This is a genomic window from Flavobacterium sp. PL002 (genome assembly GCF_054165825.1).
On the sequence record NZ_CM135110.1, the window covers coordinates 1,012,565 to 1,035,749 of the forward strand.

15 protein-coding genes, 2 tRNA genes and 3 rRNA genes are annotated in these 23,185 nt (G+C 37.0%); 11 read left to right on the forward strand and 9 right to left on the reverse strand.

The features are described 5' to 3' along the window. Positions 1-17: 17 nt before the first annotated feature. The 5 genes from porU to ACVEGE_RS04510 all read left to right on the forward strand — a co-directional run bounded on the left by porU (position 18) and on the right by ACVEGE_RS04510 (position 8,421). Positions 18-3,851, forward strand: a complete 3,834-nt coding sequence (porU, locus tag ACVEGE_RS04490) for a type IX secretion system sortase PorU (protein WP_192500745.1) — start codon at positions 18-20, stop codon at positions 3,849-3,851. Between the two features lie 38 nt (positions 3,852-3,889). Continuing rightward, on the forward strand, positions 3,890-5,062 hold the full coding sequence (gene porV / locus ACVEGE_RS04495) for a type IX secretion system outer membrane channel protein PorV (protein ID WP_173856639.1): 1,173 nt from the start codon (positions 3,890-3,892) through the stop codon (positions 5,060-5,062). 77 nt (positions 5,063-5,139) lie between these two features. Next, entirely contained in the window at positions 5,140-5,622 is a 483-nt protein-coding gene (locus ACVEGE_RS04500; protein ID WP_173854711.1) for a cytidine deaminase, read from the forward strand. A 141-nt stretch (positions 5,623-5,763) separates the two neighbouring features. Beyond that, positions 5,764-6,762 carry a pyruvate dehydrogenase (acetyl-transferring) E1 component subunit alpha gene (pdhA, locus tag ACVEGE_RS04505; RefSeq protein ID WP_173854712.1) on the forward strand — a complete coding sequence of 333 codons (999 nt, stop codon included), beginning with the start codon at positions 5,764-5,766 and terminating at the stop codon, positions 6,760-6,762. A gap of 3 nt (positions 6,763-6,765) precedes the next feature. After that, complete coding sequence (locus tag ACVEGE_RS04510) at positions 6,766-8,421, forward strand: pyruvate dehydrogenase complex dihydrolipoamide acetyltransferase (RefSeq protein WP_173856638.1); 1,656 nt, start codon at positions 6,766-6,768, stop codon at positions 8,419-8,421. A 244-nt stretch (positions 8,422-8,665) separates the two neighbouring features. Here ACVEGE_RS04510 and ACVEGE_RS04515 read toward each other — a convergent pair whose 3' ends face one another. Both ACVEGE_RS04515 and ACVEGE_RS04520 read right to left on the reverse strand, forming a co-directional pair. Continuing rightward, positions 8,666-9,244 (reverse strand): hypothetical protein, encoded by a 579-nt coding sequence (locus ACVEGE_RS04515; RefSeq protein ID WP_173856637.1) that lies wholly within the window; start codon positions 9,242-9,244, stop codon positions 8,666-8,668. A 49-nt stretch (positions 9,245-9,293) separates the two neighbouring features. Then, positions 9,294-10,532: a glycosyltransferase gene (locus ACVEGE_RS04520; RefSeq protein WP_370566972.1), complete on the reverse strand. Its 1,239-nt coding sequence runs from the start codon at positions 10,530-10,532 to the stop codon at positions 9,294-9,296. Positions 10,533-10,858: 326 nt separating this feature from the next. Here ACVEGE_RS04520 and miaE point away from each other — a divergent pair, with 326 nt between their 5' ends. From miaE to ACVEGE_RS04540, 4 genes are all read left to right on the forward strand, one after another. Beyond that, positions 10,859-11,440, forward strand: coding sequence for a tRNA-(ms[2]io[6]A)-hydroxylase (gene miaE, locus ACVEGE_RS04525; protein WP_192500746.1), 582 nt, complete (start codon positions 10,859-10,861; stop codon positions 11,438-11,440). A 159-nt stretch (positions 11,441-11,599) separates the two neighbouring features. Then, positions 11,600-11,833: a hypothetical protein gene (locus ACVEGE_RS04530; RefSeq protein ID WP_458008649.1), complete on the forward strand. Its 234-nt coding sequence runs from the start codon at positions 11,600-11,602 to the stop codon at positions 11,831-11,833. Between the two features lie 263 nt (positions 11,834-12,096). After that, positions 12,097-12,423, forward strand: a complete 327-nt coding sequence (locus tag ACVEGE_RS04535) for a transposase (protein WP_370566973.1) — start codon at positions 12,097-12,099, stop codon at positions 12,421-12,423. Beyond that, the gene (locus tag ACVEGE_RS04540; protein WP_370566974.1) at positions 12,423-12,782 is read left to right on the forward strand and encodes a transposase; all 360 of its coding nucleotides are present in this window, start codon (positions 12,423-12,425) and stop codon (positions 12,780-12,782) included. Before ACVEGE_RS04535 ends, ACVEGE_RS04540 begins: the two co-directional genes overlap by 1 nt. A 467-nt stretch (positions 12,783-13,249) precedes the next feature. Here the strand turns inward: ACVEGE_RS04540 and rrf are convergent. From rrf to ACVEGE_RS04570, 6 genes are all read right to left on the reverse strand, one after another. Next, positions 13,250-13,359: ribosomal RNA gene (rrf, locus tag ACVEGE_RS04545) — 5S ribosomal RNA — on the reverse strand. Between the two features lie 153 nt (positions 13,360-13,512). After that, positions 13,513-16,396 (reverse strand): 23S ribosomal RNA (locus tag ACVEGE_RS04550). 189 nt (positions 16,397-16,585) lie between these two features. Then, positions 16,586-16,659, reverse strand: a tRNA-Ala gene (locus tag ACVEGE_RS04555). A 90-nt stretch (positions 16,660-16,749) separates the two neighbouring features. Then, positions 16,750-16,823, reverse strand: a tRNA-Ile gene (locus ACVEGE_RS04560). 184 nt (positions 16,824-17,007) lie between these two features. After that, positions 17,008-18,521, reverse strand: a 16S ribosomal RNA gene (locus ACVEGE_RS04565). The 16S, 23S and 5S rRNA genes sit together here with 2 tRNA genes alongside, the layout of an rRNA operon. A 794-nt stretch (positions 18,522-19,315) precedes the next feature. Beyond that, on the reverse strand, positions 19,316-20,551 hold the full coding sequence (locus ACVEGE_RS04570; protein ID WP_173853714.1) for an ABC transporter permease: 1,236 nt from the start codon (positions 20,549-20,551) through the stop codon (positions 19,316-19,318). Positions 20,552-20,628: 77 nt separating this feature from the next. On the opposite strand from ACVEGE_RS04570, the gene ACVEGE_RS04575 reads away from it, so the two are divergent. Next, the gene (locus tag ACVEGE_RS04575) at positions 20,629-21,891 is read left to right on the forward strand and encodes an exo-beta-N-acetylmuramidase NamZ family protein (RefSeq protein WP_370566987.1); all 1,263 of its coding nucleotides are present in this window, start codon (positions 20,629-20,631) and stop codon (positions 21,889-21,891) included. A 2-nt stretch (positions 21,892-21,893) separates the two neighbouring features. On the opposite strand, the gene ACVEGE_RS04580 is transcribed toward ACVEGE_RS04575, so the two are convergent. Next, complete coding sequence (locus tag ACVEGE_RS04580) at positions 21,894-22,388, reverse strand: YkgJ family cysteine cluster protein (protein WP_173853712.1); 495 nt, start codon at positions 22,386-22,388, stop codon at positions 21,894-21,896. Between the two features lie 82 nt (positions 22,389-22,470). Between ACVEGE_RS04580 and ACVEGE_RS04585 the strand changes: the two genes are divergently transcribed. After that, the gene (locus tag ACVEGE_RS04585) at positions 22,471-23,178 is read left to right on the forward strand and encodes a class I SAM-dependent methyltransferase (RefSeq protein WP_192501176.1); all 708 of its coding nucleotides are present in this window, start codon (positions 22,471-22,473) and stop codon (positions 23,176-23,178) included. Positions 23,179-23,185 lie beyond the last annotated feature (7 nt).

Here is a 23,185-nt window from a genome sequence, read left to right on the forward strand (position 1 = left end):
ATTAGAACGAAAAAATAATGAGAAAATTACTAATTATTTACCTATTACTCATTTGTTTTGATTCTTTTGCGCAACCCAAAATTGATATAAATATTCATTGGTCAGAGAATAAAAAAACTTTTTTTGGTGAAAATAATTTTAACATACCTCAGTTTGCAGGTAAAGAATATTTTTATGATTTTAATCAACAAAAATTATTTTTTACTATAAATACCAACACGCAATTTCCATTAAACGACAGTGATATAATTATTAGTAATGTAGTTTTTGAAAATACTACAAGCAATCAACTTGGAGATTTACCTATAGAAAATATAACAACACAGTTGTACCCGAGAATCACAAATAGTGTTTCTAGAAGTGTTTCTCAATCATTTCTTACCATAAATCCTATAATCAGGGATCAAAACGTAATTAAGCGCGTAATGTCATTTTCATATACAATTAATAAAAAAAGTTATTCTTCAAATCAAAATACAAATAGGTTTCAAAATATTATTAGTAATTCAGTTCTTTCAAATTCAGAATGGTACCGCTTTTATGTAGAAAAATCTGGTGTTTATAAAGTTTCTAAAACCTTTTTACAAGATTTAGGAATGAATATAAACTCGATTGATCCTAAAAGAATTAAAATCTATGGCAATGGAGGACGTATGCTTCCATTGTCAAATAACATAAGGTATCCAAATGACTTAACCGAAAACGCGATACAAATTATTGGTGAGGAAGACGGAGCTTTTGACTCAAATGACTATATTCTTTTTTATGCAGAAGGAGTTGATACTTGGAATGATGAAAGCCAAACCAATAACAATTTATACGACAGTAAATCCTATTACTATATTACCGTAGCATCAAGTAATGGGAAACGAATTCCTGAAAAAACGCAGCCTAGCGGTAATGCTACAATAGATTTAATAAATTATGATGACCATCAGTTTCATGAGCAAGACAATATAAATATTGCCCATTTAGGCAGGCAATGGTTTGGTGAGGCATTTGACATTAATCAAGAACAAGAATTTAATTTTAATTTTCCAAATTTAGATAGCAGCATACCTATAAAAATAGAAGTTACCGCCGCTGCTGCTGCATATACCCCAACAAGCTTTTTGATCACTTCGAGTGGACAAAACATTGGTACAATTACTTTTCCTGCTTTAAACACCAATACTGATACTGAGTTTTACGTACGCTCTTTATCAAGCAGCAGCACTTTTAATGGATCTGAAGATACTAAAATTAAAATCATATATAACAACAACGGCGTTCCAGGATCAAAAGGCTATCTTGACAATATAAGATTAGTTGCCAAAAGAAAACTTCAAGGCTACGGTAAACAATTTCCTTTTCAATATGATTTAGCAGGAAACTCCTTAGCGATCGCAAGATATGCTTTTTCTAATGCTTCACTAATCAATCAAATTTGGGATGTAACTGATATTTATAATGTATCTAAAATAACCAACTTAAATCAAGATAATTTTTCTTTTAAAAGTGTTTTAGGTGAAGTAAGAAAATACGTTGCCGTAGATCAAGGTGATTATTACACTCCCTTTAAAGATGGAAGGTCAAAAGTAGCTAATCAAAATATTAAGGGAACAATACTTAAAAATAAACAAGGACAATTCCAAGACATTGATTATATTATTATAGCTCCAAATACGCTACTTACGCAAGCTGAAAAATTAGCTGATTTTCATCGAATGAACAACAACCTCAGTGTAAAAGTTATTTCGGCAGAAAGTATTTATGAAGAATTCTCGTCAGGTAAACAAGATATTGCTGCAATAAGAAACTGTATAAAATATATTTATGAAAATGCATCTTCGACCGAGAAAAAGGTGAAATATGTGAATTTATTTGGCGACACTTCTTTCGATTATAAAAACCGAACAGCTAACAACAATAATATAATTCCAATTTATCACGCGCTTAATAGCAGTTCTTCTGGAGAAGCTTCTTTTGCATCGGACGATTTTTACGGACTAATGGATGCTAACGAAGGGAATATAACTTCTTTTTTTGGCGGAATTGATATTGCCGTAGGACGGATGCTTGTTAATGACTCTAAACAAGCTGAAGAAATGGTCAATAAAGTCATTGAATACCACAACGAAGCGTCTTACGGGAGTTGGCGCAACGAATTTGTAATGATTGCTGATGACTCTGACGCTTCATTTGATGCTAATTTACAATCCAGACAAAACAGTCTGGCTGACTTAATCACTACCAAAAAACCTTTTTTTAATATCAATAAAATTCTTTTAGACTCTTATTCTCAAGAAGCTTCCGCAGGTGGATTTAGATATCCAAAAGCCAGAACAGACTTATTTGATGCTTTCGAAAAAGGTGCTTTAGTGTTTAATTATCTAGGTCATGGTGGAGAAGATGGCTTATCATCTGAAAGAATCTGGGAGAAATCCGATGGTCAAAACTTAAACAACCAATACAAGTACCCTTTATTTATAACAATTACATGTGAATTCTCTCGTTTTGATAATCCATCAAGACCTACCGCAGGTGAATATACTTATTGGAACCCAAAAGGTGGAGCTATTGCAATGATTACCACAATTAGAGCAATAGGACAATTTAATGCCGAAAACTTTAATGACACGCTGACCGAAAACTTATTTAGTTATGACAACGATCAATACACCTCAATTGCCGAGGCTTTAAGAATATCTAAAAACAGTAACCCTAACTCCTCTACAAATGTAGTTTTTTACATAGGAGACCCAGCTTTAAAACTAGCGATTCCACAACCTAAAATCCGACTCACAAAAATAAATGATATTCCAGTTACACAAACTACAGATGATTTTAAATCATTAGCAAAAATAAAAATTACTGGTGAAGTCACTGATGAAAACAACATACTGCTTACAAATTACAACGGGACACTTGCTGCTACTATATTTGATAAAGTGATTTCTAGAAAAACACTTAATAATGATGGAAATAGCCCTCCAATAGATTTTAAAACATTAGGTGAAACTATTTTTAGAGGAAATGCTTCTGTAAAAAATGGAGCATTTGAATTTAGTTTTGTTGTACCAAGAGATATTAGGATACCGCTTGATAATGGTAAAATTAGCTTTTACGCCAAAAAAGAAAAAACATTAGAGAATGAAACTGGCTATGATACAACTATTAAAATAGGAGGAATAAATGAAAATGCACCTCAAGACAATATTAGCCCAAAAGTAAAGTTATATATGAATGACGAAACATTTGTTTCGGGTGGCATTACAAATAGCTCCCCTTTTTTACTTGCGTATCTTGAAGACGAAAACGGAATAAATACAGCAAGCGGAATTGGACATGATATTACAGCAATTTTAGATGGAGATGTAAGTAATCCTTATGTCTTAAATGACTACTATCAAACCGATGTAGATGATTATACCAAAGGTAATTTAAGATTCCCTTTGCGTAACTTAGCCTCAGGAATACATACTGTAACGTTCAAAGCCTGGGATGTATATAATAACCCTGTAATACTAGAAATTCAATTTGTAGTTGTATCAGATGAAGGGCTAACTTTAACTCATGTGTTGAATTATCCCAACCCATTTGTAAACTACACTGAGTTTTGGTTTACCCATAATAGACCCTACGAGCCCTTAACTGTTCAAGTTCAAGTAATGACTATAACAGGAAAGGTAGTTTGGACAAAAAATCAAATAATAACAACCGAAGGGTTTCTTTCAAAAGAGATCACTTGGAATGGTAAAGATGATTTTGGAAATAAAATTGGAAAAGGTGTTTATATTTATAAGCTTACAGTAAAGTCAAACCTATCAAATAAAAAAGCTGAAAAAATCGAAAAACTTGTTATACTTTAATAAAATCCTATATTTGTTTAATGAATCTTTATAATAAAATGAAAAAAATAATATTTGCAATTAGTTGCCTTCTTGGAATTTCCTACACTCATGCACAACAGGAAAGAGTAATCACAACTGGGGTGCCCTTTTTAATGGTGTCTGCAGATGCAAGAGCAGCAGGTATGGCAGATTTAGGAGTTGCAACATCTGCTGATGTATTTTCACAACAATGGAATCCTGCTAAATATGCTTTTTCGACTGATAAGCAAGGTTTTTCAGTAAGTTACACGCCTTATTTAACTGATTTAGCTAATGATATTTCATTAGGACAAGCGACTTATTATAACAAAATAAGTGACCGTAGTGCTTTTGCAGGAAGTATTCGTTTTTTTGGATTTGGTGACATTGAACTTCGACAAACTTCTGATCCAAATGAAAACTTTAAAACGGTATCTCCTAATGAATTTGCATTAGATGGATCGTATTCCTTGAAATTAAGCGAAAAATTCTCTATGGCAGTAGCCGGAAGGTACATACGCTCCAATTTAAAAATAGCTTCCGAAACTGTAGACGCAAGCTCAGCAGGAACATTTGCAATTGATGTAGCTGGTTTTTATCAATCAGAAGAAATTGCTTATTCAGAGTTTAACGGAAGATGGAGAGCTGGTTTTAATATTCAAAATTTAGGTCCTAAAATAAGCTACGACAGAGATGATTTTAGCACAAACTTTATTCCTGCTAATCTAAAGATAGGAACCGGTTTTGAGTTTATCTTAGACGATTATAATACAGTGGCGGTTAATGTTGAATTTAACAAATTATTAGTTCCAACACCTCAAAATCCAGATCTAGATGGTGATGGAGATATCACTCCTGAAGAAAGAAGTAAAAATAATGATGACTATCGTTCTATAGGGTGGGCTTCTGGAATTTTTAAATCTTTTGGAGATGCTCCTAACGGCTTTAGCGAAGAACTAAAAGAAGTAACTTATGCTGTAGGTGCTGAGTACATGTATCAAGATTCATTTGCTTTCCGTGCTGGATATTTTAATGAGAACGTATTAAAAGGAGCTAGAAAATACTTTTCTCTAGGTGCTGGTTTTAAATACAATGTAGTAAAAGTTGATGTATCCTATTTATTCTCAACATCAAAAGTTAAGAATCCGTTAGAAAATACCTTACGTTTTTCTTTAACGTTTAACTTTGGAGACAAATATGACGTATATTAGCACTCAAAAATAATTTTTAAATTAAAGATCCAAATTTCAGTAAAATGAGATTTGGATTTTTTTTCCCTTTATAAAAAATGAAACAAATAGCAATCACCACCCAATTTTCGGTATATGATGCCGTATCTGAACTTCCAGCCGAAATAAAAGATTTAATGGAACAAGCCGTTGCAGTTAGAAAAAATGCTTATGCGCCGTATTCTAATTTTAGAGTAGGAACAGCTTTATTGCTTGATAACGGTAAAATAGTTTTAGGTTCTAATCAAGAAAACGCTGCTTATCCATCAGGATTATGCGCAGAGCGCGTAGCCATTTATCATGCAGGTGCAGTTTATCCTGATGCAAAAATATTAAAAATGGCAATCACAGCTGCTTCTGATGCAAATCAAACTTCAGCACCTATTCCACCATGTGGATCTTGTAGACAATCTATAGCTGAATATGAAATTCGTCAAGAAACCCCTATCGAAATCTACTTTATGGGAGAAATAGGCGCAATTTATAAGTCGGATTCCCTTAAAAACTTGCTACCATTCATGTTTGATAAAAAGTTCTTATAAATAAATCAGAAAATTAGCTTTAAAATTTTAGTTCTAAGCTTGAATGTCTTATTTTTGCGATTCGCAAATTTGTGGGAGGAAACTTTTTTGCGTGAGGGTAATTGATGAACAATAAAAACTTTAGCAAAAAAGACAACTGAGATGAAAGAAGTTACAAAAGAGGTTTATTTAAAGTGGTACGAAGACATGCTGCTTTGGAGAAAGTTTGAAGACAAACTTGCAGCATTATACATTCAACAAAAAGTTAGAGGTTTCCTCCACTTATATAACGGTCAAGAAGCGGTTCTAGCAGGTGCATTGCATGCAATGGACTTAACTAAAGACAAAATGATTACTGCTTATAGAAATCACGTTCAACCTATTGGGATGGGTGTTGATCCAAAAAGAGTAATGGCTGAATTATTAGGAAAAGTTACTGGTACCTCTAAAGGTATGGGTGGTTCCATGCACATATTTTCTAAAGAGCACCGTTTTTATGGTGGTCACGGAATTGTAGGTGGGCAAATTCCTGTAGGAGCTGGTTTAGCTTTTGCTGACAAATATTTTGAAACTGGTGGAGTTACAATGACCTATTTTGGTGATGGTGCTGCACGTCAAGGTTCCTTACATGAAGCTTTTAACATGGCTATGTTATGGAAATTGCCAGTAGTTTTTATCGTTGAAAACAACGGTTACGCTATGGGAACTTCTGTTGAGAGAACGGCAAATCATACAGATATCTGGAAATTAGGTTTAGGGTACGAAATGCCTTGTGGACCTGTAGATGGAATGAATCCTGTAAAAGTAGCAGAAGCTATGACAGAAGCTATCGATAGAGCAAGACGTGGTGATGGACCTACTTTCTTAGAAATGAAAACATATAGATACAGAGGTCACTCTATGTCTGATGCTCAATTATACCGTTCGAAAGAAGAAGTAGAAGAGTACAAAAAGATAGATCCTATTACACAAGTTTTGGATGTAATTAAAGATCAAAAATATGCTACTGAAGAAGAAATTGATGCAATCGAGCAAAGAGTTAAAACTTTAGTTCAAGAATGTGTGGATTTTGCTGAAGAGTCGGAATACCCTCCAATTCAACAACTTTACGACGTAGTATACGAACAAGAAAACTATCCATTTATACCTCATAAACTATAAATTATGGCAACAATTATTACAATGCCTCGTTTGAGCGATACGATGACGGAAGGAACGGTAGCGACTTGGCTTAAAAAAGTAGGTGACAAAATTAGTGAAGGTGATATCTTAGCTGAAATTGAAACCGACAAAGCAACAATGGAATTTGAGTCTTTCAATGAAGGAACTCTTTTATATATTGGAATTCCAGCTGGAGAAACTGCTCCAGTTGATTCTTTATTAGCAATTATTGGTGAAGAAGGTGAAGATATTACAGCATTAATTGCTGGAGGATCAGCTCCTGCTGAAGCAAAAGAGACTAGTACTGAAGAAGCTCCAAAAACAGAAACTAAAAAGGACGAAGTGGCAGCTACTGCAAACAGTTTTGAATTGCCTAAAGGTGTCGTAGTAGTAACTATGCCTCGCTTGAGCGATACAATGACCGAAGGAACTGTAGCCACATGGCTGAAAAAAGTAGGAGACAAAATTAGTGAAGGAGATATTCTTGCTGAAATTGAAACAGACAAAGCAACTATGGAATTTGAATCTTTCAACGAAGGTACATTATTGTACGTTGGTATCGAAGAAGGAAATGCAGCTCCAATTGATAGTTTATTAGCCATCATCGGGCCTGCGGGAACTGATGTTTCAGGAATAGCAGCCAACTTTAAAGCGGGTGCAAAGACAGAAACTAGTTCAACTACCGAAGCACCGAAAGCAACTACAACCGAAGCTGCTGCTCCAGTTGTACAAGAAGTAGCTACAGATGGAAAAAGAATTTTAGCATCGCCATTAGCAAAGAAAATTGCTAGCGATAAAGGAATTCAATTAAACCAAGTTAAAGGTTCTGGTGAAAACGGACGTATCATCAAAAGTGATATCGAAAATTTCACTCCAGCAACAGCAGCTCCACAACAGGCTGCCGCTACTTCAGCTGCAAAAACTGAAACTGCTGCCGCTCCTGCCGCTGCACCACAAGTATTTGTTCCAGCAGGAGAAGTATTCAAAGAAGAAATTAAGAATTCGCAAATGCGTAAAATCATTGCGAAAAGATTAGCCGAATCTTTATTCACAGCACCTCATTACAACTTAACTATTGAAGTTACAATGGATGATGCTATGAAATCAAGAGCAATAATCAATAGTGTTCCTGACATAAAAGTTTCTTTTAACGACATGGTTATCAAAGCATGTGCAATGGCATTAAAGAAACACCCAAAAATCAACTCTCAGTGGAAAGAAGATGCAATCACAATTAATCACCATGTGAATATTGGAGTTGCGGTTGCTGTAGAAGATGGATTAGTTGTACCTGTATTGAAATTTACAGATGCAATGAGTTTGTCACAAATTGGCGGAAGCGTAAGAGATTTAGCAGGAAGAGCTAAAAACAAAAAACTATTACCTACAGAAATGGAAGGAAGTACGTTTACTGTTTCTAACCTAGGAATGTTTGGAATCGTAGAATTTAATTCTATTATCAATCAACCTAATTCTGCAATCCTTTCAGTAGGAGCAATTGTAGAGAAACCAGTGGTTAAAAACGGTCAAATTGTTGTAGGAAACACAATGATGCTTTCACTAGCTTGCGACCACCGTACAATCGATGGAGCAACTGGAGCACAGTTCTTACAAACATTAAAACAATACATTGAAAACCCAGTGACTATGCTTGCATAATTACTGAGTTATTATAATAAACAAACCCCGTTAAGTCTTGACTTAACGGGGTTTTGTATTTTAAATCGTCTTCAGAAATAAAAGCAGAAGCTTAGTTTTTATCAGGAAATTGAGTTACCTCTAGACGCTGTATCATGTGGGGTGTCCCAAAGCATAGCAAGTTGCACCCACAAGGATTTTCACTTCAGTCGGGGCTAAAGAGGAAGATTTCGTTTAGATTAAATATCCAAATTAGATACGCATTTTAAAATGTATATCCAATTTTTGCCTGTAGATCAGTATAACTATTTAAGTGATCACAATTGCAGCTATGTGAGTTGCTGTAAATATTATATTTTACACCATAACCAAAAGCAAACTCATAACTAAAATTCTTTGCAAAGCTACGTCTAATTCCAAAAGTTGGAATAGCAAGTATGCTGTTAGCAATTCTACTATTATCCTCAGTTATATAAATTGGTATTCGATTGGCAGAAAACGAAGTTTTTAATGAGAAAAAATTTGAACTGTTATGAGCAATGTTTCTACCTAAGCGATTTCTTCTATCGATCCCGTAATAAAATCGGGGCTCAACAACCACACTTACAGGGATAATAGTTCCGTTAGTAAGCCCAGTGTCCCAATCGAAATAAGTATATGTACTCAATTCCGTAGCTAATTCTGTGCGTAAGGCCCACTTTCTATCTAGCTTAAATTCATAAAAAACATCTGCTTTTACAATCCCAAGCTCGACACCATACATTTTTTCTTCAACGCTTATCTCTTGTGCGCTTGCGGCGATACCAAACAAAATAAGCAACAACCCAAAAGTATTTTTTTTCATATAAAGGTTTTGATATTCAACTGTAAAAATAGAAATAACTTACAATAAATCACAATATTTTATTTTTTTCTTCAATCCACTTTGACATGTATTTGGTACTTCTTAAAGAATGATGTTGCAGTAATTCACCTAAAAAGTTATTCAATCGATGTTGTTTTAAATTATTCAGTAAACTTTCAATATGTTCTTTAAAATCAAACTCAAAAAGTGTTCTTACATACCTTTGATTTATGATATCTAAACCCTTTTTTTGGGCATCAAGCCACAATTGTTCCTCTTGATACAGTAATACTGCCTTGTTTGCAAAACCTTCAGGACTGTCTTCAACAAACCCATTCCAAACTAATGTGCCGTGCATGGATTCAGCGCCAATGGAAGTGGTTACACTTGGCGTACCACATTGCATCGCTTCAATCAATTTTCCTTTTATACCAGCGCCAAAACGCAAAGGAGCCAAAACAACCTTTGCTTGCCGCACCACTTCACTAGCATCTACAGCACGACCCCGAATTAAAAAACCCTCCTTAACATTATTTAGTTGCACTACTTTTTGAGATGGATAAGCACCGTACACATTCAAAACTTCATCAGGCAATTGTTTTTTTATCAAGGGCCAAATTGTTTCTTTTAGATACTGCACGGCATTCCAGTTGGGCTCATGAAGAAAATTGCCTATAAAAACAAAATTCTCCCTTTCTTTGAATAAGGACAACTGTTCTAATTTTGGAACTTCACTACTTTCCACTAATAAAGGCAAATAATACAGTAATGCACTATCTATTTTAAAAGTAGTCGTTAATAATTCGATTTCAAATTGGGATATCATTAATGACAAATCACATCGTAAAATACTGGCTATTTCTCGTTTTGCGACTTCTTCTACTACTAAATCTTCGGTTTTAAATACACGTTTTTCTTTGAATGCTTTTTGCCTAGCCAATCGCAAAGAATGCAAATCTTCGGTATCTAAAATCCTTAAAGCGTCAGGACAACTATCAGCAACGCGCCAGCCAAATTGTTCTTCTATCATGAAACGATCAAACAACACTACAGATGGATTGAGTTCTTTGATGAAAGTATCAAAAATAGGTGAGTTTAATAAAATACTTTTTTTGTCGACATTATACGTACTCAAATCAATCATGAAATCACTGTCCTGGGCTGGACTTGCAAATGTGATTTGGAAACCCTGTTCTTGAAATAGAGCTATTAATTGCATCATTCTTCCACCAGCTGCTGAAGAATTGGGCTCAGGCCAAACAAAACCAATAATTAAAAGTGATTGCACTGTTTTTTGAGTATAAAATTATTGTTGCAAAATAAGACTATTTTGCTGAAACTCTTCTATTCTTAAAGAGTTTAAGCTGCTTTATAACGCCTTTATTGCCGACAAATCAATCTAATATGCGGGATTTCGTGTGAGGGATAGCAGCGGAAATCCTTTTATGGGGCTTCTTGACCCCATAAAAGATTGAAACGAATAGCCCGACCCGACCCCGATAGCTCTCGGGGTTTTGGAGGGGCACACCCTAAATAATCCAACTTTGATTCCGCAATGGATCCAAGTTAATTAGAAAGAAAACACTAATTTTGTAAAAAACAAAAAGAACGGAGATGTTAGGATTAAAATTAGCGACAGACCCAAGATGGGTAAATATAGTAGAATCGAATATTGAAGAAATATTGACAGACCACGCTTGGTGCGAACAAAAAGCAGCATCAAATGCGATAAGTTTAATTACTCAAAATTCGGAGAAGGAAGAATTAGTTTCTGAGCTGATGATTATTGCTCAAGAAGAAATTGAGCATTTTAAAATGGTGCACGATCTTATAAAAGAACGCGGACTCAACTTTGGTCGAGAACGTAAAGACAGCTATGTTAATGAACTTTTTAAATTCATGAAAAAAGACGGAAGTAGGAACGATGCTTTATGTGAGCGTTTGCTATTTTCGGCTGTGATAGAGGCAAGAAGTTGTGAAAGGTTTAAAGTACTCTCAGAAAACATTAAAGATCCTATATTAGCTAAATTTTATAGAGATTTGATGGTGAGTGAAGCGGGACATTATACTACTTTTTTAGGATTTGCTAGAAAATATGCAGAAAATGTAGACGTTGAGAAGCGCTGGCAAGAGTGGATTACTTATGAAACGTCGATAATTACCAATTATGGTAAGCAAGAAACAATTCATGGGTAACAAATGAATAGTATTAAAATTGAAAAGGGATCAAGACAAAAAGTTGTGGGGAAATATTAAAAACTAGATATTTGTGTTTCCAAATTCCAGCAAATGCAAGATTCATATAGCGAACTAATCAAGTTATTATTACCTGAAATCATTGTTGAATATTTTGAAATGACTTCTTATAAAAAGGAAGAAGAGATACTACATTTGTATTTGAAGGAGATAAATTCCATTCCCAAAGAATACAGACTTTTTAAATTAAGTTCAAAAGGATTCTTCGATGAAATAACAGTCCAGAATTTCCAATCCGCGGTCATAAAGTATATCTTGATATCACTCGTAGAAGATGGCTTAATGAAGACACAGGGGAAAATTGTTTTTAGTACCGATAGCTATCGGGATTAATTTAGTAGCAGACGGAACTCGTGTAACACAAGAGTTTGCGTCTTTTTCAAAAGAGATCAATAGATTCTAGTCCAAATAATTGTAGCACTATTTCTTCTTTCTATGGAGTCTCTGGTAGAAACCTCCAATGTCAATACAAAGACTTTTTAAGTGATTTTAAAACTTGGGATAAAACATACTAAAAATGTCTTGTTTTTCCGCAAAACATCGGAAAGAATCTATCTGTAGATGAAACCTCACTTTCAAATGGCGAACTCTATACTATTTTAACTAACAAATCTAGAAAAGGAAGAAAGGGAACTATTGAAGCTATGATTGCAGGAACTAAAGCCGATAAAGTTATTGGAGTTATAGAAAAAATCGCTCTTAAAAAACGAAATCTAGTTCAGGAAATAACTTTAGACATGGCGGGAAATATGAATTTGATTGCCAAAAAATATTTTCCTAATGCAACTCGTGTTACAGATCGATTTCATGTTAAAAAACTAACTACAAAGGCTTTACAGGAAATCAGGATTAAATATCGTTGGGAAGCTATCGATCAAGAAAATAATGGTATTGAAAAAGAAAATCAAATTTCGAATCTCTAATACTTTCAAATGGAGATACACTTAAGCAATTACTCGCTAGAAGTCGCTATTTCTTATACAAAAACAAATCAAGATGGACGCACAACCAAACGCAACGTGCCACTTTATTGTTTGAACTATATCCAGACATTTTAAAAGCATACGATTTAACACAAGACTTGAGTACTATTTTTGAAAAAACAACTGACAAAATCATTGGGTTTGCAAAACTAGCCAAATGGCATGAAAAAGTAGATCAATCCGGATTCAAATCTTTTGGCACAATTTCTCATACAATTACAAATCATTATCAGACCATATTAAATTATTTTGACAATAGAAGTACTAATACCTCTGCAGAATATTCAATGCCAAAATAAAAGCATTCAGATCAAAATTCAGAGGTGTTAGAAATATAGAATACATCCTGTTTAGACTAACTAATATATATGCTTAATATGTTCCACTCCACAGATTTTCGTTATGATCCCATATTTCACCTATTTAAGTTATCCAATTTCGATTCAGAGAATGATTTAATCAACCAACTGGATAGAACGTTTTAATCGAGATTACAAGCGGGTATTGAAAATGAGAGGAGCAATGCCAAGCTCAGAATCAGTACTTTTTTAATGAGATCAATGGCTATGGAAAAAGAATATAAATCCAACGTCTATCCCTTATCAGTTTTTAGAAAGATTGAAGAATTAATAATAATAAAAACAACTTTCACACACTTTTTAATACACCACCGATTAATACCAAAACTTTCAGGAGGGCTCCCACATAACTGCATCATTAATTTAAAACAAAAAACCCCTATCCGATAAGGATAGGGGTTTTTAAAGAAAGGCGACGACATACTCTCCCACATAACTGCAGTACCATCTGCGCAGGCGGGCTTAACTACTCTGTTCGGGATGGGAAGAGGTGAGCCCCGCCGCAATAACCACCTTAAGGTCGTTTTGCAAGGGGTCCCGATACTATCGGGAACAATTACATAATATCTTAACATACTGAGATAAAGAAAAAAGTATTAATCTTGACTTGCACTGAGCGAAGTCGAAGGGAGAAAGTTTCCCCAGTGCACTTTCGTGCACTGGAAAGGGTGTACATAAGCTTACGGATTATTAGTACTACTCGACTATGACATTACTGCCTTTACATCTATAGCCTATCAACGTGGTCATCTCCCACGATCCTTAAAAGAAATCTCATCTTGTGGTGGGTTTCGCGCTTATATGCTTTCAGCGCTTATCCCTTCCAAACGTAGCTACTCTGCGATGCCACTGGCGTGACAACAGATACACTAGAGGTTTGTCCAATTCGGTCCTCTCGTACTAGAATCAGATCCACTCAAATTTCTTGCGCCCACAGTAGATAGAGACCGAACTGTCTCACGACGTTCTGAACCCAGCTCGCGTGCCACTTTAATGGGCGAACAGCCCAACCCTTGGGACCTTCTCCAGCCCCAGGATGTGACGAGCCGACATCGAGGTGCCAAACCCCCCCGTCGATATGAGCTCTTGGGGGAGATCAGCCTGTTATCCCCGGCGTACCTTTTATCCTTTGAGCGATGGCCCTTCCATGCGGAACCACCGGATCACTATGCTCTACTTTCGTACCTGATCGACCTGTATGTCTCTCAGTCAAGCTCCCTTATGCCATTGCACTCTACGCACGGTTACCAAGCGTACTGAGGGAACCTTTAGAAGCCTCCGTTACTCTTTTGGAGGCGACCACCCCAGTCAAACTACCCACCAAGCAATGTCCCCCGCAATGCGGGGTTAGGCTTCAGACAAACAAAGGGTTGTATTTCAACAATGACTCCACAACGCCTAGCGACGCCACTTCACAGTCTCCAACCTATCCTACACATCATTTGTCCAAAGTCAATACTAAGCTATAGTAAAGGTGCACAGGGTCTTTTCGTCCCACTGCGGGTAAGCGGCATCTTCACCGCTACTACAATTTCACCGAGCTCATGGCTGAGACAGTGTCCAGATCGTTACACCATTCGTGCAGGTCGGAACTTACCCGACAAGGAATTTCGCTACCTTAGGACCGTTATAGTTACGGCCGCCGTTTACTGGGGCTTCATTTCAATGCTTCTCCGAAGATAACATCTCCACTTAACCTTCCAGCACCGGGCAGGTGTCAGGCCCTATACTTCATCTTACGATTTTGCAGAGCCCTGTGTTTTTGATAAACAGTCGCCTGGACCTCTTCACTGCGGCCAGCATTGCTGCTGGCGACCCTTCTCCCGAAGTTACGGGTCTATTTTGCCTAATTCCTTAGCCATGAATCTCTCGAGCACCTTAGAATTCTCATCTCGACTACCTGTGTCGGTTTGCGGTACGGGTACTATTAACCTGAAGTTTAGAGGTTTTTCTTGGAAGCCCTTAGGTGCACTATCTCTTTGTCCGAAGACGCCGAGTACTATCGTATTTCCCCAAGCCGCGTGGATTTGCCTGCGCAGCTTATAGGTAGGTACTTCAACGAACTATTCCGTCAGTTCGCGGCACTTTCATCACTCCGTCACCCCATCACAGTTAACAGTAGTACGGGAATATTAACCCGTTGTCCATCGACTGTCCCTTTCGGGTTCGCCTTAGGTCCCGACTAACCCACAGCTGATTAGCATAGCTGTGGAAACCTTAGTCTTTCGGTGTGCGGGTTTCTCGCCCGCATTATCGTTACTTATGCCTACATTTTCTTTTCTCACCGGTCCAGCATACCTTACGATACACCTTCTACCCTGTGAGAATGCTCCCCTACCACTTACAATAAATTGTAAATCCATAGCTTCGGTAATATACTTATGCCCGATTATTATCCATGCTCGTCCGCTCGACTAGTGAGCTGTTACGCACTCTTTAAATGAATGGCTGCTTCCAAGCCAACATCCTAGCTGTCTATGCAGACAAACCTCGTTCTTTCAACTTAGTATATATTTGGGGACCTTAGCTGATGGTCTGGGTTCTTTCCCTCTCGGACTTGGACCTTAGCACCCAAGCCCTCACTGTTACGAAACATTATATAGCATTCGGAGTTTGTCAGGAATTGGTAGGCGGTGAAGCCCCCGCATCCAATCAGTAGCTCTACCTCTATATAACTTTAAACATAACGCTGCACCTAAATGCATTTCGGGGAGTACGAGCTATTTCCGAGTTTGATTGGCCTTTCACCCCTACCCACAGATCATCCCAAGACTTTTCAACGTCAACGGGTTCGGTCCTCCACTTTGGGTTAACAAAGCTTCAACCTGTCCATGGGTAGATCACACGGTTTCGCGTCTAACACTACTGACTAAAGCGCCCTATTCAGACTCGCTTTCGCTACGGATCCGTGGCTTAACCACTTATCCTTGCCAGCAACGTTAACTCGTAGGCTCATTATGCAAAAGGCACGCCGTCACCCCACTAAAGGGCTCCGACCGCTTGTAAGCGTATGGTTTCAGGATCTATTTCACTCCGTTATTCACGGTTCTTTTCACCTTTCCCTCACGGTACTGGTTCACTATCGGTCTCTCAGGAGTATTTAGCCTTAGCGGATGGTCCCGCCAAATTCAGACAGGATTTCTCGTGTCCCGCCCTACTCAGGATACCACTATTGTTATCTTCTATTACTTATACAGGGCTATCACCTTCTTTGGCTTTACTTTCCAGTAAATTCTAATTCTATCCGCAACAAATAACGTGGTCCTACAACCCCAACATTGCCGTAACAACATTGGTTTGGGCTAATCCGCGTTCGCTCGCCACTACTTACGGAATCACTTTTGTTTTCTTCTCCTCCGCCTACTTAGATGTTTCAGTTCAGCGGGTTTGCCCACCCGAAGGTGTACTAGATCTTCAATCTAGTGGGTTGCCCCATTCAGGTATTTACGGATCAATCAATGTGTGCTTGTCCCCGTAACTTTTCGCAGCTTATCACGCCTTTCATCGCCTCTGAGAGCCAAGGCATCCCCCATACGCCCTTATTTTGCTTATTGTACCAATCTTAAAGTTAATTAAGACCGTTTTTTTTGTCTTTTACTATCTCTAGTAAAAAACGCTTTCTACTTTTAATATTTTTCTTATCTCAATATGTCAATGAACTTTAATCCCCCTCCAACTCCCCCGAAGGGGGAGAGCCGATTACTCTGGGTTCCTCCCCTTTGGGGAGGTTAGGAGGGGATTTGTGGAGAATAACGGAGTCGAACCGTTGACCTCCTGCGTGCAAGGCAGGCGCTCTAGCCAGCTGAGCTAATCCCCCAATTTCATGAGTGACTAGTGAACAGTAATTAGTGACTAGCACTAATTTTGTTGCTTTTCAACTCTAGAATTTCCTTTAAGTTTTTAATAGTTGTCTCGGACAGACTCGAACTGTCGACCCCTACATTATCAGTGTAGTACTCTAACCAGCTGAGCTACGAGACACTCTTATTCTTAAATTATTTTTTATTCAATTTCTTTAAATTAACAGCAAGAGTAATAAAGCTTCTAAATCAGACCCCAATGTCTCTTTTCGTCTCTTTCCCTACCGTGCTTTTCTTAATTCTTAATTCTTAAGTATAAATACTTATTCATTAAAAACAATACTTAGCTAACACTAAGGCTCTAGAAAGGAGGTGTTCCAGCCGCACCTTCCGGTACGGCTACCTTGTTACGACTTAGCCCTAGTTACCAGTTTTACCCTAGGCAGCTCCTTGCGGTCACCGACTTCAGGCACCCCCAGCTTCCATGGCTTGACGGGCGGTGTGTACAAGGCCCGGGAACGTATTCACCGGATCATGGCTGATATCCGATTACTAGCGATTCCAGCTTCACGGAGTCGAGTTGCAGACTCCGATCCGAACTGAGAACGGTTTTGTAGATTCGCTCCTGGTTGCCCAGTGGCTGCTCTCTGTACCGTCCATTGTAGCACGTGTGTAGCCCAAGGCGTAAGGGCCGTGATGATTTGACGTCATCCCCACCTTCCTCACAGTTTACACTGGCAGTCTTGTTAGAGTTCCCGACATGACTCGCTGGCAACTAACAACAGGGGTTGCGCTCGTTATAGGACTTAACCTGACACCTCACGGCACGAGCTGACGACAACCATGCAGCACCTTGTAAATTGTCTTGCGAAAAGTCTGTTTCCAAACCGGTCAATCTACATTTAAGCCTTGGTAAGGTTCCTCGCGTATCATCGAATTAAACCACATGCTCCACCGCTTGTGCGGGCCCCCGTCAATTCCTTTGAGTTTCAAACTTGCGTTCGTACTCCCCAGGTGGGATACTTATCACTTTCGCTTAGCCACTGAGATTGCTCCCAACAGCTAGTATCCATCGTTTACGGCGTGGACTACCAGGGTATCTAATCCTGTTCGCTACCCACGCTTTCGTCCATCAGCGTCAATATATTAGTAGTAACCTGCCTTCGCAATTGGTATTCCATGTAATCTCTAAGCATTTCACCGCTACACTACATATTCTAGTTACTTCCTAATAATTCAAGTCAGACAGTATCAATGGCCGTTCCACCGTTGAGCGATGGGCTTTCACCACTGACTTATCTGACCGCCTACGGACCCTTTAAACCCAATGATTCCGGATAACGCTTGGATCCTCCGTATTACCGCGGCTGCTGGCACGGAGTTAGCCGATCCTTATTCTTACAGTACCGTCAAGCTGGTTCACGAACCAGTGTTTCTTCCTGTATAAAAGCAGTTTACAATCCATAGGACCGTCATCCTGCACGCGGCATGGCTGGATCAGGCTTGCGCCCATTGTCCAATATTCCTCACTGCTGCCTCCCGTAGGAGTCTGGTCCGTGTCTCAGTACCAGTGTGGGGGATCTCCCTCTCAGGACCCCTACCCATCGTAGTCTTGGTAAGCCGTTACCTTACCAACTAACTAATGGGACGCATGCTCATCTTTCACCGATAAATCTTTAATAGTAATCTCATGCGAGACTACTATACTATGAGGTATTAATCCAAATTTCTCTGGGCTATCCCTCTGTGAAAGGTAGATTGCATACGCGTTACGCACCCGTGCGCCGGTCTCATTATCCGAAGATAACTACCCCTCGACTTGCATGTGTTAAGCCTGCCGCTAGCGTTCATCCTGAGCCAGGATCAAACTCTTCATCGTATATTATTTGCTTATTACTAAGCTATTTATTTTTGACTGAAGATCTATTGGTTATACTCTAATCTATCTATTCTATTACTCTTATTCTTTTGTTCTAACATCTCTGTTAAAACGGCTGTCAATTCAATATGTCTAGGAACGTGTTCTTATCTTTTTTTCAACCTCGTTTGCATGTTAAACATGTTTCCCGAATCGGGTGCAAAAGTAATAAACTCTTTTATTTCTCACAAGCTTTTTTTAAAATAATCTGAAAATAAATTTTCAACTTATTCCGTTTTGCTTGCCATAATGTAAAGAACTTATTCGCTGTTGCGGGTGCAAAAGTACTGACTCTTTTCCGTTAAACAATACTTTTGATTGCCTTTTTTTAATGTTTTTATAACTTTAATTTTAAATTGCTGGAAATCTTATCTTTGAAAAAGAGCTGCTGGTGCAGTTTTGAGTAAAAGTAGGAATTATTACTATTGTAGATTGGGTTTTTATTAGATTTACAACCTATTTATTATTTCCCCTGACTTACAACTCGCTTAAAATACCTTTCATTAAACTCCTTTACAGTCAAGAGCGACTTTGCAGAAGCTACTAATCCTCTTAACTTAGTTCAGTTATTATCTTTTATTCCTAAATGCAATTTGAATAAACTAATTACTCCTTATATATGGTAGCAAAATCTTGATTCAAACACACCACTCCTCCCCTAGCCCTGATAGTAGTGAAAATCCTAGGGAGCCGGTGTTCGGCGAACTAGATTGTAGCGGATAGCAGGAAATAGCTCCTGTAAATTAAATAAATAACTAATCGTAGCGTATTGCTTTTACTGGAGAAATCTTTGTTATTATGTAGGACGGGATCAGCAGCACAATAAAACAAACTGTTATTGTGAATAAATTCAATAGTGCTATGTAACCTAAATTAATATAAACAGGTGCTTGGTCTACATAATAATTTTCAGGATTTAGTTTTATTACCCCAAAATACTGCTGGATAAGCAAAATTACAATTCCAATTAGATTACCCCAAAACAATCCACGTAAAATAAGATACGAAGCGTTATATAAAAATATTTTACGCACAGTCCAGTTATTAGCTCCCAATGCCTTTAAAATCCCTATCATTTGTGTGCGTTCGAGAATTAAAACTAACAATGCTACCACCATATTTATTGTTGCCACAATAATCATTACTACTAATATGACGATGATATTAAAATCAAACAATTGCAACCACTCAAATATATAACTGTATTTTTCGATAATTGTTTTTGTATCCAGCGTAGAACTTGTTTGTTTATAAACCTGATCACCTACCTCTTTTATTTGATCAAAATCTTTAACAAAAACTTCAAACGCTCCTACCTGATCAGCTTTCCATTTATTTATGCGTTGCATGTGACGAATATCCCCTACTATATAGGTAGCGTCAAACTCTTGAAAACCTGAATTAAAAATACCCGTAATTTTAAACCTTCGAATATTAGGTAACTTATTCTCTCCTTCCTTCATAAAGAAAGTATTAAAAGCATCACCAACTCTTAAATGCAATCTATTTGCTAAGAATTGTGAAATAACCACATCCTCATTCAAATTTTTCGAAAAATCAGGCAATTTCCCTTCAACGAGATATTCCTTTATATTATCCCATTTATAATCGGCACCTACTCCTTTGAAAATAATTCCCTCAAAAGCATTTTCGGTTCTGATTATTCCTGCTTTGCTCGCAATAGCCTGTATGTGACTTACACCAGGAACGCTAGTAAATTTAGGATAGAAACTTTGGTTTTTAGAAATTGGAGTAAGTGTTGCGTCAGATTGATTACTATCGTAATTAGTAATTGTAATGTGCCCATTGAATGCAGCAATTTTCTCACGAATTTTCTGTTGTAACCCAATTCCAGTTGCCACTGAAACGATCATCATTACCATACCGATAGCAATAGCAGCTATCGCAATTTTTATAATTGGCGCAGATATACTACTTTTATAATCTTTAGCAGTTACAAGTCTTTTGGCTATGAAATATTCTAAATTCAATTTGATTGCGTTTCTAATTTGGCTCCAAAAATACAGCTAAAACACGAATTACACTAACTTATTCTACATCAAAAAAAATGATTCTATTTATAAAAAAAATCTCCATTACTTTAATTCCGTTATCCATTATGATTGCTTGTTCAGGATTAATCGATGGTAAAAAAAGCTCAGTTACCAGCGCGGTACAAGACACTATTGAGAGTAACGAGATGCTGACTTCAGATACAACCGAAAAAACGCTAGTTAAAAATTTAAGCATAAGAACTGGTGCAGATAATTTTGAGGAGTATTTGCCGCTATTAAGAAATAAAAAAATAGGCGTGGTAACAAATCAATCAGGCATACTTGCAAATAAAACGCACTTAGTAGATTTTTTACTTTCGAAAAACATTAAAATTCAAAGTATTTTTGCTCCAGAACACGGTTTCAGAGGAACTGCAGATGCTGGTGAACACCTATTAGATGGGAAAGATAATAAAACTGGACTTTCGATTATATCATTGTATGGGGATAATAAAAAACCAAAAGCAGCACAGCTTGTTGGGATTGACATTATGGTTTTTGACCTCCAAGATGTAGGCGCCCGTTTTTACACTTACATCTCTTCATTACATTATATAATGGAAGCTTGCGCAGAAAACAATATAGAATTAATGATTTTAGACAGACCTAATCCAAATGGAAATATTGTTGACGGCCCTATTTTAGAAAAAGCCTACTCCAGCTTTGTAGGAATGCACGCAATACCACTACTACACGGGATGACAATAGGAGAATATGGTAAAATGATTAACGGTGAAAAATGGTTAAAAAATGGCGCTCAATGTAAACTAACCGTAATTCCGTGTACAAATTATAACCGGAATATGCCTTACAGCCTACCTGTAAAACCCTCGCCAAATTTACCAAATGATCAAGCTATAAACTTATATGCAAGTTTGTGTTTATTTGAAGGCTCCAACGTAAGTGTAGGGCGTGGAACAGAAAAACAATTTCAAATATACGGATCTCCTTATCTTCCAAAAACCGATTTTAGCTTTACACCAAAACCAAACATTGGAGCCCAAAACCCAGTTTATAGCGGCACAGCATGTTATGGCGAAGATTTAGCGGCTACAGCCAAAGTAAAACAACTTGAAATTAAATGGTTAATTAAAGCATACAGTAACACTGCCGATAAATCAAAATTCTTCAATTCATTTTTTACAAAATTGGCCGGTACCAAAAAACTACAAGAACAAATTAAAAATAATATTTCTGAAGAATCAATAAGAGCTAGCTGGAAAAAAGGCTTGACAGACTTTAAAATTAAAAGATCAAAATACCTGATTTATAAATAAAATTATAGAGGTAATTTTTTCTTCATTTCTTCAACAATATTATATGCCGCTGGACAAATAGGTATGTTTTTTAGCGTTAAGTCGGTTATTTGTTGAAACTTCTTTCTATCAGTATGAGGGAATTCCCTGCATGCTTTTGGTCTGACATCATATATGAAACAAGAATTATCTGCATCTAGAAAATTACAAGGAACAGTTTGCAATACATAATCTTGTTCCTCATCCATACGCAAATATTGCTCTATAAACTGCTGTGGTTTTTGTTTTAGATATTTAGAAATACGCTCAATATCTGCTGATGTAAATAACGGTCCCGTTGTTTTACAACAATTAGCACAATCTAAACAATCTGTCCTTTTAAATTCAGCGTCATGTATATCTTGCATTACATAATCCAATTTTTTAGGCGTTTTCTTTTTCAGCTTATCAAAATACTTTTTGGTTTCGATATGCGTATCTTTGGCTAGTTTCCCGAGTTCGTTTAAAGAAGGTTTCAAATGATCTATTTTTTTTTACAAAACTAGCACTTTTAAAACAATGTTCTGGGATTAAACCATTTTCAATTTTGAAATACATATTATGAAAGACCTTTTTGGCAGAGCCATACTTGATTATCAAACAAATAATTCCCCTGAAGACCTACTTACAGAGACCAGTATATCCGAAGAAGATGAAATGAGCGTATCATACCTCTTTAGAACACACGACGAAATGCCTAAAATCGAACAACATGCTTTATCACTAGCGAAAGGAAAAGTTCTTGACATAGGTTGTGGCGCAGGTAGTCATAGTTTGTACCTACAAAAAAATCCAGATTTAGAAGTTACCGCTATCGATATTTCTATAAAAGCTATCGAAGCTTGTAAATTAAGAGGAATAAAAGATGCACGGGTACATGATTTCATGAATCTAGAAGGAGAAAAATTTGACACCATTTTATTATTAATGAATGGAACTGGTATTTGTGGAAAATTAAAAAAGTTACCAAAATTTTTATCTCAATTAAAATCATTATTGAGTCCGGGGGGGCAAATATTAATTGACAGCTCGGATATTATTTACATGTTTGATGAAGATGAGGATGGCGGAAAATGGATTCCGTCAGAAAATGATTATTATGGAGAAATCACTTTCAACATTTCTTACAAAGGAGAAAAAGAAGCACCTCTAGATTGGTTATATTTAGATTACAATACACTACAAAATGCCGCTTTCGCAAATGGCATAGCGTCGGAATTATTAATGGAAGGAGAACATTATGATTATTTAGCTAAATTATCTCATTAAAAAAACA

Coding starts and splice junctions, on each gene's coding strand:
- porU (WP_192500745.1), top strand. CDS start 18: ATGAGAAAATTACTAATTATTTACCTATTACTCATTTGTTTTGATTCT.
- porV (WP_173856639.1), top strand. CDS start 3,890: ATGAAAAAAATAATATTTGCAATTAGTTGCCTTCTTGGAATTTCCTAC.
- ACVEGE_RS04500 (WP_173854711.1), top strand. CDS start 5,140: ATGAAACAAATAGCAATCACCACCCAATTTTCGGTATATGATGCCGTA.
- pdhA (WP_173854712.1), top strand. CDS start 5,764: ATGAAAGAAGTTACAAAAGAGGTTTATTTAAAGTGGTACGAAGACATG.
- ACVEGE_RS04510 (WP_173856638.1), top strand. CDS start 6,766: ATGGCAACAATTATTACAATGCCTCGTTTGAGCGATACGATGACGGAA.
- ACVEGE_RS04515 (WP_173856637.1), bottom strand. CDS start 9,244: ATGAAAAAAAATACTTTTGGGTTGTTGCTTATTTTGTTTGGTATCGCC.
- miaE (WP_192500746.1), top strand. CDS start 10,859: ATGTTAGGATTAAAATTAGCGACAGACCCAAGATGGGTAAATATAGTA.
- ACVEGE_RS04530 (WP_458008649.1), top strand. CDS start 11,600: ATGACTTCTTATAAAAAGGAAGAAGAGATACTACATTTGTATTTGAAG.
- ACVEGE_RS04575 (WP_370566987.1), top strand. CDS start 20,629: ATGATTCTATTTATAAAAAAAATCTCCATTACTTTAATTCCGTTATCC.
- ACVEGE_RS04585 (WP_192501176.1), top strand. CDS start 22,471: ATGAAAGACCTTTTTGGCAGAGCCATACTTGATTATCAAACAAATAAT.